Origin of the sequence: Rhodococcus sp. Leaf247 (genome assembly GCF_001426185.1) — a bacterium.
Lineage (GTDB): Bacteria > Actinomycetota > Actinomycetes > Mycobacteriales > Mycobacteriaceae > Rhodococcoides.
The window spans coordinates 469,134-484,984 of sequence record NZ_LMRP01000004.1; the positions used below are offsets into that span (position 1 = coordinate 469,134).

General features: G+C 68.6%; 13 protein-coding genes. 9 read left to right on the top strand and 4 right to left on the bottom strand.

From position 1 onward, the window contains the following. Positions 1–67: 67 nt before the first annotated feature. The 3 genes from ctaD (at position 68) to ASG64_RS20220 (ending at position 3,995) form a co-directional block, all read left to right on the top strand. The gene (gene ctaD / locus ASG64_RS20210; protein WP_042576474.1) at positions 68–1,855 is read left to right on the top strand and encodes an aa3-type cytochrome oxidase subunit I; all 1,788 of its coding nucleotides are present in this window, start codon (positions 68–70) and stop codon (positions 1,853–1,855) included. 110 nt (positions 1,856–1,965) lie between these two features. Beyond that, positions 1,966–3,213 carry a phosphoserine phosphatase SerB gene (gene serB / locus ASG64_RS20215; protein WP_082043287.1) on the top strand — a complete coding sequence of 416 codons (1,248 nt, stop codon included), beginning with the start codon at positions 1,966–1,968 and terminating at the stop codon, positions 3,211–3,213. Further along, complete coding sequence (locus tag ASG64_RS20220) at positions 3,210–3,995, top strand: aminoacyl-tRNA hydrolase (protein ID WP_056075914.1); 786 nt, start codon at positions 3,210–3,212, stop codon at positions 3,993–3,995. Before serB ends, ASG64_RS20220 begins: the two co-directional genes overlap by 4 nt. On the opposite strand, the gene glgX is transcribed toward ASG64_RS20220, so the two are convergent. After that, positions 3,992–6,139, bottom strand: a complete 2,148-nt coding sequence (gene glgX / locus ASG64_RS20225) for a glycogen debranching protein GlgX (protein ID WP_056075917.1) — start codon at positions 6,137–6,139, stop codon at positions 3,992–3,994. The genes ASG64_RS20220 and glgX overlap by 4 nt on opposite strands. A 51-nt stretch (positions 6,140–6,190) precedes the next feature. Here glgX and ASG64_RS20230 point away from each other — a divergent pair, with 51 nt between their 5' ends. From ASG64_RS20230 to ASG64_RS20250, 5 genes are read left to right on the top strand one after another with little or no spacing between them, the layout of a single operon-like run. Further along, on the top strand, positions 6,191–7,018 hold the full coding sequence (locus tag ASG64_RS20230; RefSeq protein ID WP_042576477.1) for an ABC transporter ATP-binding protein: 828 nt from the start codon (positions 6,191–6,193) through the stop codon (positions 7,016–7,018). After that, positions 7,015–7,803: an NUDIX hydrolase gene (locus ASG64_RS20235; protein ID WP_156388430.1), complete on the top strand. Its 789-nt coding sequence runs from the start codon at positions 7,015–7,017 to the stop codon at positions 7,801–7,803. The genes ASG64_RS20230 and ASG64_RS20235 overlap by 4 nt, the downstream gene beginning before the upstream one ends. A 25-nt stretch (positions 7,804–7,828) precedes the next feature. After that, on the top strand, positions 7,829–8,608 hold the full coding sequence (locus ASG64_RS20240) for an enoyl-CoA hydratase/isomerase family protein (RefSeq protein ID WP_056075921.1): 780 nt from the start codon (positions 7,829–7,831) through the stop codon (positions 8,606–8,608). Positions 8,609–8,644: 36 nt separating this feature from the next. Continuing rightward, complete coding sequence (locus ASG64_RS20245) at positions 8,645–9,658, top strand: class I SAM-dependent methyltransferase (RefSeq protein WP_056075923.1); 1,014 nt, start codon at positions 8,645–8,647, stop codon at positions 9,656–9,658. A 12-nt stretch (positions 9,659–9,670) separates the two neighbouring features. Further along, the gene (locus ASG64_RS20250) at positions 9,671–10,870 is read left to right on the top strand and encodes a THUMP-like domain-containing protein (RefSeq protein ID WP_056075927.1); all 1,200 of its coding nucleotides are present in this window, start codon (positions 9,671–9,673) and stop codon (positions 10,868–10,870) included. Here the strand turns inward: ASG64_RS20250 and ASG64_RS20255 are convergent. Further along, the gene (locus ASG64_RS20255) at positions 10,855–12,204 is read right to left on the bottom strand and encodes an outer membrane protein assembly factor BamB family protein (RefSeq protein ID WP_056075930.1); all 1,350 of its coding nucleotides are present in this window, start codon (positions 12,202–12,204) and stop codon (positions 10,855–10,857) included. The two genes, ASG64_RS20250 and ASG64_RS20255, sit on opposite strands and share 16 nt — an antisense overlap. 109 nt (positions 12,205–12,313) lie before the next feature. On the opposite strand from ASG64_RS20255, the gene ASG64_RS20260 reads away from it, so the two are divergent. Beyond that, positions 12,314–13,066 (top strand): acyltransferase, encoded by a 753-nt coding sequence (locus tag ASG64_RS20260; protein ID WP_056075932.1) that lies wholly within the window; start codon positions 12,314–12,316, stop codon positions 13,064–13,066. Positions 13,067–13,070: 4 nt separating this feature from the next. On the opposite strand, the gene ASG64_RS20265 is transcribed toward ASG64_RS20260, so the two are convergent. After that, complete coding sequence (locus tag ASG64_RS20265) at positions 13,071–14,318, bottom strand: glycosyltransferase family 4 protein (protein ID WP_056075935.1); 1,248 nt, start codon at positions 14,316–14,318, stop codon at positions 13,071–13,073. Continuing rightward, positions 14,315–15,832 (bottom strand): 1,4-alpha-glucan branching protein domain-containing protein, encoded by a 1,518-nt coding sequence (locus ASG64_RS20270; protein WP_056076382.1) that lies wholly within the window; start codon positions 15,830–15,832, stop codon positions 14,315–14,317. The genes ASG64_RS20265 and ASG64_RS20270 overlap by 4 nt, the downstream gene beginning before the upstream one ends. Between the last annotated feature and the right edge of the window lie 19 nt (positions 15,833–15,851).

The window sequence follows — 15,851 nt, forward strand, 5'->3', positions numbered from 1 at the left end:
CGATCCTTACAGCGCACTAATTTACTGCGTTCACCTCGGGCACGGGGGGACGCTTTCAGGAGGATCAGTGACTGCCCTAGCGCCCCAGCCAGTCCCCGAGCTGACGGCTACCCGGCCGTACCCGCCCCGTTTGGGGCCCAAGGGATCGTTCATCCACAAGATGGTCACGACGACGGACCCCAAGGTCCTCGGGATCATGTACATGGTCACGTCGTTCGGCTTCTTCTTGTTCGGTGGCGTCCTGGCTCTGCTCATGCGCGCGGAACTCGCCCTCCCGGGCATGCAGTTCCTCTCGAACGAGCAGTACAACCAGCTCTTCACCATGCACGGCACGATCATGCTGCTGCTGTACGCGACGCCCATCGTGTTCGCGTTCGCCAACTACATCCTGCCGCTGCAGATCGGTGCGCCCGACGTGGCGTTCCCGCGTCTGAACGCGTTCAGCTACTGGCTGTACCTGTTCGGCGCACTCATCGCCTCGGCCGGCTTCATCACCCCCGGCGGCGCGGCGGACTTCGGCTGGACGGCCTACACGCCGCTGACCGACGCCGTGCACTCCCCGGGCGTGGGCGCCGACTTCTGGATCATGGGCCTCGCGCTCTCGGGCCTCGGCACCATCCTCGGTGGCGTGAACATGATCACGACGGTCATCTGCCTGCGTGCTCCGGGCATGACCATGTTCCGGATGCCGATCTTCACCTGGAACATCTTCGTGACGATGATCCTGGTGCTGCTCGCCTTCCCGCTGCTCACCGCGGCACTGCTGGGACTGGCGGCCGACCGACACCTGGGCGCTCACCTCTTCGACCCTGCAACGGGCGGTGTGTTGCTGTGGCAGCACCTGTTCTGGTTCTTCGGTCACCCCGAGGTCTACATCATCGCCCTGCCGTTCTTCGGCATCGTGTCGGAGATCTTCCCGGTGTTCTCGCGTAAGCCGCTCTTCGGCTACACCGGCCTGATCTACGCCACCATCGCCATCGCGGCCCTGTCGATCGCCGTGTGGGCTCACCACATGTACGCGACCGGTGCGGTGCTGCTGCCGTTCTTCTCCTTCATGACGTTCCTCATCGCGGTTCCGACCGGTGTGAAGTTCTTCAACTGGATCGGCACGATGTGGAAGGGCCAGCTCACCTTCGAGACCCCGATGCTGTTCTCGGTCGGCTTCCTGGTGACGTTCCTCTTCGGTGGTCTGTCCGGCGTGCTGCTCGCCAGCCCGCCCATCGACTTCCACGTCACCGACTCGTACTTCGTGGTGGCGCACTTCCACTACGTGCTCTTCGGCACCATCGTGTTCGCCACCTACGCCGGCATCTACTTCTGGTTCCCGAAGATGACGGGCCGGATGATGGACGAGGCTCTGGGCAAGTGGCACTTCTGGGCGACGTTCGTCGGCTTCCACGCCACGTTCCTCGTGCAGCACTGGCTCGGCGCCGAGGGATTCCCGCGTCGCTACGCGGACTACCTCCCGTCCGACGGCTTCACGGTCCTGAACTCGATCTCCACGGTCGGTGCGTTCGTCCTCGGTGCCTCGACGCTGCCGTTCCTCTGGAACGTCTTCAAGAGCTACCGCTACGGCGAGGTTGTCACGGTCGACGATCCGTGGGGCTACGGCAACTCCCTCGAGTGGGCCACCAGCTGCCCGCCCCCGCGCCACAACTTCGTCGAGTTGCCGCGCATCCGCTCCGAGCGCCCCGCGTTCGAGCTGCACTACCCGCACATGGTCGAGCGCATGCGCGACGAGGCTCACGTCGGACCCGGCCACGGCGGCGGCAAGACGACCGAGGTTCTCGAGCAGGCACGACGCTCTCCGATCGCGACCAGCGATCACGAGGGCTCGGGCGACCGCGACAAGTAGTCCGCTCGATCCCGTCCGGTCGCAGTCGACAGAGGCCGGAACAGTCACGGCGATCAGCCCCTCCCTTCACGGTGAGGGGCTTTTCGCATGAAGAGGAGATTCGACTCACTGTGAACGCACCGCAATCGCCCGCATCCGTCCTGGTGACGGTGACCGGCGCCGACAAGCCCGGTGTCACGTCCGTCCTGTTCGCGTCACTGGCGCGACACGATGTCAGCGTCGTCGACGTCGAACAGGTGGTCATCCGGGGACGTCTCACTCTCGGCGTCCTGGGCAGCTGCCCCGGCGACGTCGAGAACCTCCAGGAACATCTCGAGGAGGCCATGCGGACTGTGGGCGTGCACGTCGACGTCGAGGTCGGCGGGGAGCACGGCCGGTCGCCGTTGTCGACGCACGTCGTGGTGGTGCTGGGTCGCCCGGTGACTGCGCGGGCCATCAGCGTCCTGTCGCGCGAACTGGCTCGCCTCGGTGCGAACATCGACTCCATCCGTGGCATCGCGGACTACCCGGTCACGGGACTCGAACTGTTGGTGTCCGCCCGGCCCGAGGTCGTCGGCGGCCCGTCCGCCGACGAGGCGGATGCGGACCTGCGGCAGTCACTCGCCACGGTGGCGGCGGGAGTGGGTATCGATGTCGCGGTGGAGCGCTCGGGCCTTGCCCGCCGCGCGAAGCGGCTCATCGTGTTCGACGTCGACTCGACTCTGGTCCAGGGCGAGGTCATCGAGATGCTCGCGGCGCGCGCCGGCGTGGAGGACGAGGTACGCGCCGTCACCGAAGCTGCGATGCGCGGAGAGATCGATTTCGCAGAATCGTTGCATCGCCGCGTGGCGACGCTGGCCGGACTGGACGCGTCGGTGATCGACGACGTCGCCGAGGATCTGGAACTGACGCCGGGCGCCCGCACCACCATCCGCACTCTCCGACGTCTGGGCTACCACTGCGGTGTGGTGTCCGGCGGCTTCCGGCAGGTGATCGAAGGGTTGGCGCACGAGCTCGAACTGGACTTCGTCAAGGCGAACACCCTGGAGATCGTCGACGGCAAACTCACCGGCCGCGTGATCGGTGACGTGGTCGATCGGGCTGCCAAGGCGGTCGCACTGCGACAGTTCGCATCCCAGGTCGGGGTGCCGATGGAGCAGACCGTCGCGGTGGGCGACGGAGCCAACGACATCGACATGCTCACCGCTGCCGGACTCGGCATCGCCTTCAACGCGAAGCCGGCGTTGCGGGAGGTCGCGGACGCTGCGCTCTCGTACCCGTTCCTCGACGCACTGCTCTTCGTTCTGGGTGTCACCCGCGGCGAGATCGAGGCCGCCGATTCCCTGGACGGCGTCGTCCGACGCATCCCGATCCAGTGACGGAGCCGGTGGCGGAGGCCGTCGAGCCGATAGCCCCGTCGACACTCCAGGAGCGGCACGCGCTGCTGGTGGCGGGCACGAGCGAGGCAGAGTCGTACGGATCACGCGTCGACCCCGACGATCCCGCCGACGTTCGAGCGATGCCGATCGTGCTGCACATCCCCAAGGTCGACCCGCCGGCTCGCTCCGATCTGCTCGAAGCGGCAGCCACGGCGACAATGCGGGTGTGTCTCGACGAGCGCATCGCGCCCGGTGGTCCGTGGCACGAGGAGTACATCGCGTGGCTCGGCGCCCGTATCCGGAAGGTCTCGCGGCGCGCTCGTGGGGCACAGTGGGCGGCCGCTCAGGACGTGGACGGTGTGACCGTCGAGGTGAACGGGGCGCAGGCGCGTGCCTACGTGCCGTGCCGCGTCGGCGCGCTCGATCCACGCCTGCGCAAGCTGCAGGTGGGCGGGACCGATCTCGAGCGCGACGATCCGGGTCCTCACCGCGACGGTGCGGTCCGGCTCTGGGTGAACGAGGCACTGGAGATGACCGTCGGAAAGACGGCGGCGCAGGTCGGCCATGCGGTCATGCTCGCGGCCGGGGCCATGAGCGCGGACGACGTCGCGCGGTGGGGCGAGACCGGGTGGGCCACGTCCGTCCGCGACGCCGATCCGGAGACGTGGGCGCGACTGGTCGCCGAGGCCGAGCGGGGAACTGCCGTCGGGGTGCGGGACGCCGGCTACACCGAGGTGGCGCCGGGGTCCATGACGGTGATCGCGGACCTGACGGTGCGCTAGAGCGAGACGTACACCAGGACGATCGGACCCCGAACGCGCACACTGCTTCCCGACGCCACCGGCTCCGTGGACGCCGGTCGGCCGTCGGGCGTCGCGGAGTCGAAGACGGGGACGTACCGCGCGGCCTCGCCGGGACCGTGGCGTCGGTGATCGGGGACGACGATGTCGGCGTCGCCGCCCGAATGCAGAACCAGCAGAGCCGATTCGAAGGTCGGCGCCGGTAATCCCTCGGTCCGCAGAGTGGGGATGCGGACGTCCGAGCCGTCGACCCACGCCTGGAGGGTTCGGGCCGAGTCGTCGTTCCACCTGTCGCCGACGATCTCGGTGCCACCGACGTCGAACCACATGAGATCGGGTTCCCCGCTCGGGGTGTCGCGTCCCGCGAAGAACTCCTGCTGCCGGAGCACGGGCGCATTCCGCCGAAACTTCAGTGCGCGTGCGAGAGTCGATGTCAGGTCGTCGTCGCGTGTGGACCAGCCGATGGCGTGGGCCTGCGCCGCAGGGGTGTCCTGCGGCACGCAGTACGCGTTGTTGTTGCCGTGCTGGGTGTGTCCCAGTTCGTCGCCGGCGAGGAACATCGGCGTGCCCGTGGACAACGCCAGGGTGGACAGGATCGCCCGGACGTGGCGATCCCGTGCGGCCAGTACGTCGGGATCGTCGGTGGGGCCTTCGACGCCGTGATCGACCGACAGGTTGTTGTCCGTTCCGTCGCGGTTGTCCTCGCCGTTCGCCTCGTTGTGCTTGTGCTTGTACGACACCAGGTCTCGCGCGGTGAAGCCGTCGTGAGCGGTGACGAAGTTGACGGAGGCCCACGGCCGGCGCCCGGTCGGAGCGTAGAGATCCTCGGACCCGGCGATACGCGAGGCGAGTTCTCGCACGCCGCCGTGGCCGGTGAAGAAGCGCCGGACGGTGTCGCGGTAGCGGTCGTTCCATTCGCTCCAGACGCCCCCGAAGCCGCCGACCTGGTAGCCGGGTCCCGTGGCGTCCCACGGCTCGGCGATCAGCTTCGTCCGGCACAGCACCGGGTCCGCGGCGATGGCGGTGAGCAACGGCGCGCGGGTGTCGAAGCGCCATCCTCCGGGTCGGCCGAGCGTGCTGGCCAGGTCGAAGCGGAAGCCGTCGACACCCAGTTCGGTGACCCAGTAGCGGAGGGAGTCGCACACCATCCTGACGACTGTGGGAGACGCCGCGTCGAGAGTGTTGCCGCATCCCGTCAGATCGATGTCGTGTCCGCGCTCGTCGAGGAGGTAGTACCCACGCGCGTCGAAACCCCTCCAGGACAACGACGGTCCGTCGACGCCACCCTCGCAGGTGTGGTTGTAGACCACGTCGAGGATCACCTCGATGCCTGCGTCGTGGAAGGTGTCGACCATGGTGCGGAACTCGTCGACCTCCGCACCGGGAACGCTGGCGTAGGACGGTTCGACCGCGAAGTACGACCCGGTCGAATATCCCCAGTGGTTCCGCATCCCACGGGCGCGGACACCGGGCTCGGTGAGGCAGGCGTGCACCGGGAGGAGTTCGACCGCGGTGATTCCGAGCGAGAGGAGGTGATCGACGACGGCCGGCCCGGCGAGGCCGAGATATGTCCCGCGCAGGGGTTCGGGGACCGACGGGTGCGCCCCGGTGTAGGACCCCACGTGAAGTTCGTAGATCACAGTACGGTCCCAGTCCGTTTCGAGCCGCGAGCGATCGGTGACATCCTGCGGTGCGGTGACTACCGCGAGCGGAACGTGTCCGAGTGAGTCCAGCGTCGACGGTGGGCCGAAGGGATCGTCCCGGTACGGCAGGAGCCGTTGCGCGTCGCCGAGGGCACCGGTGATGCGACGCGCGTACGGGTCGAGAAGAATCTTGTTCGGGTCGAACCGATGTCCCGCCTCGGGATTCCACGGCCCGGACACCCGGTAGCCGTACACGGTTCCCACTCCGGCGTCGGAGACGACTCCGTGCCAGATGCCGTACGTACGCTCCGTCAGGCGGTACCGCGTCTCGACGGGGGACTGGTCTCCCGGCGTCACGATGCACAGGTCGACGGTCTCGGCGTCGGGTGCGTGGACGGCGAAGGCGACACCCTCGTCGCACAGGTGCGATCCCAGAGGGAAGGGTCGGCCGGCCCCGGCTCGATGGTTCTGTTCGTGCGACACGCGTGATGATCCTGCCGTGTCTGGGCCCGGCGTGTGGGAGAAGATGGACTCGTGTCCGAACCTGACCCAGACCTGCTCGTCGAACTCACCGATGTTTCCGTCGTCCGTGGAGGTACGACGCTCGTCGGTCCGGTGTCGTGGAACGTCGAACTGGACGAGCGATGGGTCGTGCTGGGCCCGAACGGCGCCGGCAAGACCACGTTGCTGCGAGTCGCGGCCGCGGAGTTGTACCCGACCACGGGTGTCGCCAACGTTCTGGGCGAATCTCTGGGCCACGTCGACATCTCCGAGTTGAAGCCACGTATCGGCTTGTCCTCGTCGTCGCTGGCGGGACGCATTCCCGCCGACGAGGTGGTCGCGGACCTGGTCGTGTCCGCCGGCTACGCCGTACTCGGCCGGTGGCGGGAGAAGTACGACGCCGTCGACGACGAGCGTGCGGTCAACATGCTGGAGACGGCGGGAATCGAACACCTCGCACGCCGCACGTTCGGCACTCTGTCCGAGGGGGAGCGCAAGCGGGTGCTCATCGCCCGTGCGTTGATGACCGATCCCGAACTGCTGCTCCTCGACGAACCCGCCGCAGGTCTCGACCTGGGTGGCCGCGAGGACCTCGTGGCCATCCTCACGGATCTGGCGATGGACCCGGATGCGCCGGCGACCGTCCTGATCACGCACCACGTCGAGGAGATCCCGCCCGGCTTCACACACGCGATGTTGTTGAAGGAGGGCGGCGTCGTGGCCCAGGGCCTGATCGACGACGTCATCACCGAGGAACATCTGTCGACGGCGTTCAGTCAGGGCATCGCGCTGGACCGGGTCGACGGACGATTCTTCGCCCGCCGCAAGCGGAGTCGGTCCTCGCACCGGCGCGCGAGATGAGCACTCCCGCAGCTCTGCGTGACGCGTCCACCGTCCTTCTCCTGCGCGACGGGTCCGCCGGTCTCGAGGTGTTCCTGCAACGCCGGGTCGGACGGATGGCGTTCGCTGCCGGGATGACGGTCTTCCCGGGAGGCGGGGTCGACCCGTCGGATTGCACGCCCGCCGACGGCAAGGACCGATGGGTGGGTCCGCCGCCGTCGTGGTGGGCCGAGAAGTTCGAGACCGACGACGGGACTGCCCGCGCGCTGGTCCTCGCCGCCGTGCGGGAGACGTTCGAGGAATGCGGCGTCCTGTTCGCCGGATCCGATGCGGAGTCGGTGGTCGCGGACACGGCCGAGTACGCGGAGGGTCGACGCGCGGTGGAGCGGCACGATGTGGCGTTCGGCGCTTTCCTTGCCGACGCGTCCCTGGTGGTGCGCGCCGATCTGCTGACGCCGTACGCGCGGTGGATCACCCCGGAGGGGGAGACCACGCGCCGTTACGACACCAGGTTCTTCGCGGCGGCGGTGCCGTCGGGTCAGCGACCGGACGGTGAGACCTCCGAGGCGTCGGACGCGTCATGGGTCCGCCCGTCCGTCGCGCTGGAGGAGTTGCGGCGCGGCGACCGGGTCATGCTGCCGCCCACCTGGGCCTGCCTGAGGCAGCTCGGTGCGCACGACACGGTCGAGAGCGCGATGTCCGACACGGTGGACCTCGCACCGGTGTGTCCGCGTGTCACGACCGCTAACGGTGCCGTGCGAGTCGACTTCGCCGACGCCGGGGCGTACTACGCCGATCTCCCGTGACACCCACCCGGTAGCGTCCACGGGCATGGCTGAATTCGTGACCCTGGACGTCCGCGACGGCATCGGGACCATCCGCTTGTCCCGACCACCGATGAACGCGCTGAACCGACAGGTCCAGGGTGAACTGCTGGAGGTGTCGCGCGCCGCGTCGGATAATTCCGACGTCCACGCTGTCGTCGTGTACGGCGGTGAGAAGGTGTTCGCGGCGGGCGCGGACATCAAGGAGATGGCGGCGATGTCCTTCGGGCAGATGACCGACGCCATCGGCAGCCTGCAGGCCGGGCTGGGCGCCGTGGCGGCCATTCCGAAGCCGACCGTCGCCGCGATCACGGGGTACGCGCTCGGCGGTGGCCTGGAGGTGGCACTGGCCGCGGATCGACGCATCGTGGGCGACAACGCGAAGCTGGGTGTTCCCGAGGTTCTGCTGGGGGTGATCCCCGGAGGCGGCGGCACGCAGCGGCTGGCTCGGCTCATCGGTCCGAGCAAGGCCAAGGACATGGTGTTCACGGGTCGGTTCGTCGGAGCCGAGGAAGCACTGAGCATCGGTCTCGTCGACGAGGTGGTCGCTCCCGACGCCGTCTACGAGGCGGCACTGGCATGGGCTCGGCAGTTCGTGGGTGGCGCGTCCCGCGCACTGGCCGCAGCCAAGGCGGCCGTCGACGAGGGGCTGGACACGGACCTGGCGACCGGCCTCAAGATCGAGGCGCACGTGTTCGCGTCGCTCTTCGCCACCGAGGATCGGGCGATCGGCATGGCGTCGTTCCTCGAGAACGGTCCCGGCAAGGCCACCTTCACCGGCAACTGACGGACTCGCTCCTCACACCAAGTAGGCTCATCGTCCATGACCGCTCGTGAACCGCACCCCGACACCGCCGCGACGACCGACGCCGGGTCCGACCCGGCGCCGCGTCCGCACGCGAGCGCCGAGGAAGTGCAGGCTGCCCGGTCCGACACCAAGCTCGCCCAGGTCCTCTACCACGACTGGGAAGCGGAGACCTACGACGACAAGTGGTCGATCTCCTACGACGAGCGCTGCATCGACTACGCCCGCGGACGGTTCGACGCCGTGGCCGGAGATCAGGCACTTCCGTACGGGCGCGCTCTGGAACTGGGCTGCGGCACCGGCTTCTTCCTGCTGAATCTGATGCAGAGCGGCGTCGCTGCCACGGGATCGGTCACCGACCTGTCTCCGGGCATGGTCAAGGTCGCACTGCGCAATGCCGAGCACCTGGGGCTCGACGTCGACGGCCGCGTCGCCGACGCGGAGACCATCCCGTACGAGGACGACACGTTCGACCTCGTCGTCGGTCACGCCGTGCTGCACCACATTCCGGATGTCGAGCAGTCGCTGCGCGAGGTTCTCCGCGTTCTCAAGCCGGGCGGGCGCTTCGTCTTCGCTGGCGAGCCGACGACGGTGGGCAACTTCTACGCCCGCTGGCTGGGACGGCTGACGTGGGAAGCCACTACCCGTACGACCCGCCTGCCGTTCCTCGCCGACTGGCGGCGCCCGCAGCAGGAGCTGGACGAGTCCTCGCGTGCCGCGGCTCTCGAAGCCGTGGTGGACCTGCACACGTTCGATCCGACGGAGCTCGAGAACATCGCTATCGCGGCCGGAGCCGACGAGGTTCACGCCAAGACCGAGGAGTTCGCCGCGGCGCTCCTCGGATGGCCGGTGCGCACCTTCGAGGCAGCCGTCCCGGCCGAGAAGTTGGGCTGGGGCTGGGCCAGGTTCGCGTTCAACGGATGGAAGTCGCTGAGCTGGTTGGACGAGAACGTGCTGCACCACGTCGTTCCGCGCGGCTACTTCTACAACGTGATGATCACCGGCACCAAGCCGGACTCCGCGTCGAGCTGACACTCTCCACACGTGGGATACGCGTTCGACGTCCACGATGTCGCGCACCTGTCGGCCCGCCCCGATGAGCTGACCGAGGTCGACGGCTATTCGCTGACCCCGGCGTCGTTGGTGTCCGACATCGGGCGGATCAGGTCGACGTTCGGCGACCGTACGGCAGCGCTGGTCGAGACCGTCACCCTGCGTCGACGGGCTCGCGTCAAGTTGCCCTTCGCATCGTCCTGGCTGTTCACCGACGATGCCCTGCAGCAGTCCACCACGGAGCTGGTGTCGCGGCACCGGGCCGAGCGGCTACGTGGTCGACGGGTGCACGACGTCACGTGTTCGATCGGGACCGAGCTGCACATCCTCCGTGACACGGCCGAGATGGTCGTGGGCAGTGACCTGGACGCGGTGCGTCTCGCGATGGCGCAGCACAACGTTCCGGGCGTCCCCGTGCTGCGGGCCGACGCTCTCACCCCGACCACGCGCGATACGGTCGTCGTCGCGGATCCGGGTCGACGGGCCGGGGGTCGACGCCGTCACGACCCGGCAGCGTTGGAACCGCCGCTGCCGGCCTTGCTGGACGTCTATGCCGGTCGCGACCTCGTCGTGAAGTGCGCGCCGGGCCTCGATGTCGACTCCCTGGATCTCGACGCTCGCGGGGTGCGGGCCGAGGTGGAAGTGGTGTCGCTGGACGGCGGTGTCCGAGAGGCATGCCTCTGGTTCGGGGGAGTCGCCGACGCATCAGTTCGTCGTCGGGCGACCGTGCTGCGATCGGACGGGACGCACTGGACTGTCACCGACACCGAGCCCGACGACATCGCCGAGGACAGGGAACCCGGCCGCTACATCGTCGACCCCGACGGCGCGGTCGTGCGGGCTGGTCTGGTGCGGCACTACGCCGCCCGACACGGCTTGTGGCAGCTCGATCCGCGCATCGCGCATCTCACGGGCGATGCTCTTCCCGCCGACACCACCGGATTCGAGATCGTGGAGCGCCTGCCGTTCACGGAGAAGATCCTGCGGAAGCGGTTGGCGGAGTGGGACTGTGGATCACTGGAAATCCTGGTGCGCGGGATCGACGTCGACCCGGCCGTTCTCCGGCCTCGGCTCGACTTGCGCGGCAGTCGGCCCATGAGCCTGGTGATCACGCGGATCGGACGAACCGCCGCAGCCTTCGTCTGTGGGCCACGAACGTCCGGCGCGCAGACGGATCAGCGGAACGAGTAGAGAGCACCCAGTGCAGTCGGAACGACGACCTCGCCCTCCGGGCCGACGACGACACCGGGGCTGTATCCGGTCGAGCCCGGCATCGCATCGGTGTCCACGGTCTCGCCGGTGGTCAGGTCGAACGTCACGAGCGACAGTTCGTCGTTGCCGGTGACGGTGTACCCGGTGGAACCTCCGGCCAGTGCGGGAGATCCTTGCTGCACCAGATCGTCGCGCTTCCACAGGCTTTCGGGCCGATCACCGGCGTCGCGGATGGCCTGCAGGCGACTGCCGGCCCCGCCCGCCGGGACGATGATGCCGTCGGGGGAGACGGCGACGCTGCCGGCCGCGCGATCACCGACGAAGTACGACCAGATGGGGGTGCCGTCCTCGGTGGAGTACGCGCGTACCGTGCCTTCGACGTCGGTGAGGTAGACGCGCGAACCATCGGGCGAGAGAACGGGACTCGACGTGACCGAACTCGGCAGCAGCGGTGAGGACCACGCTTCCTCGAGCGACGGGGTGTCACCGCCGGTGTAGGTCAGGGCGACCAGTTGCGGGGCGATCGCGCCGGCGCGCCACAGCACGACGTACACGGTCGAGGAGCTCGGATCGACCGCGGGCGATGCGGCGACGGCGCAGTCGGGTCCGCCCACGAGGCAGGTCAGCAGACCGTCGTTCGCCGGGCGCAGTTCGGCATTCGGTAAATCGAGGGGGAGCGGCGGTGGGACGAGATCGAGGATCGGCGCCACGGCGACACCGGTCTGGTTGCTCAGGACGTTGGTCTGACCGAACTGGGTCATCACCAGCACGTTGCCGTCGGGAAGGAACTGGGGTGTCCGGGGCACGCCGTACACCGGTGTACGCCAGCGAAGTTGGCCGTTGGGGTTGATCGAGCTCATGCTGCCGTCGTCGCCGGCGTAGAGGTTGGACGCCGTGTCCGCGACGGCGGTCGAGGAGATACCGGACGGTCCGAGGGAATTGCAGAACCGCTTACGGCCCGTCGCTCCCTGGAACGAGCCGAGGGCGCACCCCACATCCCCGGTCGACGTGACCGTCACCTGGCCGTCGGGTCCGATGGACGGCCGAGTGGCCGTGGGCGCACCGAGGGGGCGCATCCAGTCCAAGGAGAGCTCACGCGACCCGTTCGTGGTCACCGAGGCGCTGTTGTGAGCGTCCGCCAGACCTCCCTGCCACCCGGCGTGCCCGAAGATGTCGATGGGATCGGTGTCCGACGCGCAGGCTCCCAGAAGGAGCGCACTCACCGCGGCGACGGACACGGCGGCGGCCCGTACACGGGCGGCGGGCGCCGGCCGACGAGCGCGAACCGAGGCCCGCGTGTTCTCGTCGTGCATGCACCCTCCTGACGGTCTGTCCCTGATCGGCACGCACGAGACTATCGGCTGAAAAGATCCGCCCGGCCCCCGGCCTGCGGATGGTCCTCACGACAGTAAGGTGCCGGTCATGACGAGCATGTGGAACGCGCCGCTGCGGACACGGTGGAAAGGTTCGCGTCGACGGGACGCCGACCAGGCGCGGTTCCTGACGCCCGCGTCGCTGAAGTGGGTGATCGAGCACAAGGCGTACACGCCCTGGTATCTGGTGCGGTACTACCGCCTGGCGAAGTTCAAGGCCGCCAACCCCCATGTGGTGTTGCGCGGCATGGTGTTCCTGGGCAAGAACGTCGAGATCCACGCGACGCCGGAACTGGCGCGGCTCGAGATCGGGCGCTGGGTGCACATCGGTGACGGCAACGCGATCCGGTGCCACGAGGGGTCGTTGCGCATCGGTGACAAAGTGGTCTTCGGCAAGGACAACGTCGTCAACACCTATCTCGACATCGAGATCGGTGCGTCCACGCTGGTGGCCGACTGGTGCTACATCTGCGACTTCGATCACCGCACCGACGACGTCACGGTGCCCATCAAGGATCAGGGCATCGTCAAGTCGCCGGTGCGCATCGGACCCGACACGTGGATCGCGGCGAAGGTGACGGTGCTGCGCGAGACGGTCGTCGGTCGCGGATGCGTCCTGGGTGCGCACGCGGTGGTCAAAGGCCACGTACCCGACTACGGCATCGCGGTCGGTGCGCCCGCTCGCGTCGTGCGCAATCGGAAGGCGGACTGGGAGGCGGGCGCCGAAGATAGGGCGAGATACGTTGCTGCACTGGAGGACATCGCGCGCAAGAAGGCCGCGGGGCCCGACCCGACGGTCTGAGACCTCAGTCGCGTTCGGGTAGCGGACGTTCCACGATGTCCGGCCGGCCGGACGGGAACCGCACACGACGTTTCGCGTCGGTGTAGACCGCCTCGGTCTCGGCGGCGACGCTCTTCCAGTCGAAGTCCGACGTCAGCCGAGCCCTGGCGGCCTCACTGCGTCGGCGGGTACCGACCGGATCGTCCAGGGTGCGTCGCACCGCGGCGGCCAGGGCGGCGGGATCGCCTGGCGGGAACGACATTCCGGTGACGCCGTCCACCACCGCCTCGCCGAGCCCTCCCGAGGTCGACGCGACGAGAGGGGTCCCCGCCGCGGCACCCTCGAGGGCGATGATGCCGAACGGCTCGTAGCGGCTGGGAAGCACCAGCGCGTCGGCCCGGTGCAGGTGGCCCAGTACGCCCTCGTGTTCCAGTGAGCCGACGAAGGTGACCGAGCGGCGGACGCGGTGGATGCGTGCGAGATCGATCAGCCAGTCCACCTGGGTCCCGTCGCCGACGACGGTCAGCGTCGTACCCGGGTGCGTCCGGCGGATACGGGGAAGCGCGGCGATGAGGTCCTGCACGCCCTTCTCGTATTCCAACCGTCCGACGTAGAGGAGTGACGGCGCACCGACCCGCCGAGTCCGCGGCTCGAACGACCATGTGCGCGTGTCGATCCCGTTGCGGATGACGTGCGGCGGCGAGGGGAGTGGACCGAAGAGTCGAGTGACCTCGTCCGCCATCGAAGCGGAACAGGTGATGACGGCGTCGGAGTCGCGCGCGAGCCACCATTCGATCGAATGGACCTGACGGTTCACGCGACCGGATACCCAGCCGCTGTGTCGCCCCGCCTCGGTCGCGTGGATCGTCGACACCAGGGGCACGTCGTAGAACTCGGCCAGCGCGATCGCAGGGTGGGCCACCAGCCAGTCGTGCGCGTGCACGACGTCGGGAACCCAACCGTCGCCGATTCCCGGCTTGGACAGGGCGAGTCCGGCACGGACCATGGCGTGACCCATGGCCAACGTCCACTCGATCATGTCGACGCCGAACGTGAAGTGCGCGGGATCCTCCGCGACCGCGACGACCAGGACACCCTCGGCGACATGCCCGACGGTGGGGTGCGTGGCGGCATCCGTTCCGGTGGGTCGGCGGGAGAGGACCACGACCTCGTGGCCGACGGCGGCGAGTTCGGTGGCCAGGTGATGGACGTGCCTGCCCAGTCCGCCCACGACGACGGGTGGGTACTCCCACGACACCATCAGGACCTTCATGCCGATGCCTTCCCGCTGCCGGTATTCGAGGCTCGCAGTCGACGCGCATCGAGGTCAGGAAACAGATCGTCCGCCTGGTTCCACCCCGACGCAAGAGCAGCCGCGCGGTCGTGGTGCCCGCGGATCCTGGCCTCGGCGATCTCCCGGACCGCATGAGCGTGCTTGTGCGCCCGTTCCCGCGCGTAGTGCGCGGCCGAATCCTTGCTCACCATGAATGCCCAGTCGCTCGAGAGCGTCAGCATCGTCTCGCGCAGGATCTGATCGGCGACGCGGTCGCGCAGACCCGTGCCGCCGCCGGCATCCACTGCGGCGAGTGCCGTCGCGGTGACCTCGGCGTTGAGGTCGACGAGGTCGTGCACGGGTTCGCCGGCCCAGACGCGCCAGTCCTTCCCCGACCCCCAGGAGGTATCGGGGAGTTCCACCGGTGTTCCGACGAAGCCGTCCCGGCGTGCCCGATTCAATGTCCCGATGCGGATTCCCGCCTCGGGAAGTGCGCGCAGCACCCCGGCCAGCCACGCGGGACCCTCGTGCCACCAGTGCCCGAACAGTTCCGTGTCGAATGCGGCGACGACGAGCGCCGGTGCACCGGTGCGATCGCGCTCGGAGCGCAGTCGATCACGGACGACGTCGACGAAATCGTCGACGTGTCCGCGCACGGCCGCGGCGGCCAGGGCGGGGTCGTAGGGAGCCTTGTCCGGACCGTCGACGTGGCGTCCCGTGACGCGCGCCGGCTTGAGTCCGGTCGCGTGGTCGTAGGTGTGGAAGTCCCGGTAGGCGGCGTGACCCGGGTAGCCGGACTTCGGCGACCACACCCGGTAGCTGACCGACAGGTCCCGGCCGAAGGCGACGACGTCCGAGGTGCCGACCGGCCGTCCCGCGGACGTATCACCGTGCAGCGCCGGGCCGTCGACCATGAAGTGCCCGACTCCTGCGCGTGCGTAGTCGTTCTCCATACCGGAGGTGAAGGCGCATTCGGGCGCCCAGATGCCGTCGGTTGCCCGGCCCCACCGACGTACCGCGTCCGCCCGTCCCTCGCGCAGGGCGAAGGTGCGCAGACGTGGGTCGAGGAGTGGCTGGAACGGATGCATCGACGGGCCGCCGAGCAGTTCGACCGCGCCGTCGTCGGCGAGTCCGCGCAGCAGTGGTGATCCACCGTGACGCCAGTGGGTCTCGAAGTCGCGGAGTGCGTCCGCGGCGCGCCGGTGCTCTCGGTGCCCCAGCGCGCGGCGGTCGGGGTCACGGGACGCCGCGGCCTCGTCGGCTCTGAGCTGCCAGTTGCCCAGCCAGTGGTGCATTCCGTCGAGGCTGTGCGAGTCGTCGAGCTGTGCGGCGAGTACGGGGGTTACCCCGAGCGTCAGCAACTCGGTCCGTCCCTCGTCGGCCAGGGTCCGGAGTTCGCGGACGACGGGCAGATAGGAGTCGGCCCAGGACTGGTACAGCCATTCCTCGCCGACCGGCCAGCGTCCCTGGTGCGCGAGCCACGGCAGGTGGGAATGCAGCACGAGGGCGAACATGCCCGGTTCGGTCGTGCCT

Bases quoted from the DNA above. Each gene is read 5' to 3' on its own strand.
- ASG64_RS20235 (WP_156388430.1), top strand. From the start codon at position 7,015: ATGAGCACTCCCGCAGCTCTGCGTGACGCGTCCACCGTCCTTCTCCTG.
- ASG64_RS20240 (WP_056075921.1), top strand. From the start codon at position 7,829: ATGGCTGAATTCGTGACCCTGGACGTCCGCGACGGCATCGGGACCATC.
- ASG64_RS20245 (WP_056075923.1), top strand. From the start codon at position 8,645: ATGACCGCTCGTGAACCGCACCCCGACACCGCCGCGACGACCGACGCC.
- ASG64_RS20255 (WP_056075930.1), bottom strand. From the start codon at position 12,204: ATGCACGACGAGAACACGCGGGCCTCGGTTCGCGCTCGTCGGCCGGCG.
- ASG64_RS20260 (WP_056075932.1), top strand. From the start codon at position 12,314: ATGACGAGCATGTGGAACGCGCCGCTGCGGACACGGTGGAAAGGTTCG.
- ASG64_RS20265 (WP_056075935.1), bottom strand. From the start codon at position 14,318: ATGAAGGTCCTGATGGTGTCGTGGGAGTACCCACCCGTCGTCGTGGGC.
- ASG64_RS20270 (WP_056076382.1), bottom strand. From the start codon at position 15,832: ATGTTCGCCCTCGTGCTGCATTCCCACCTGCCGTGGCTCGCGCACCAG.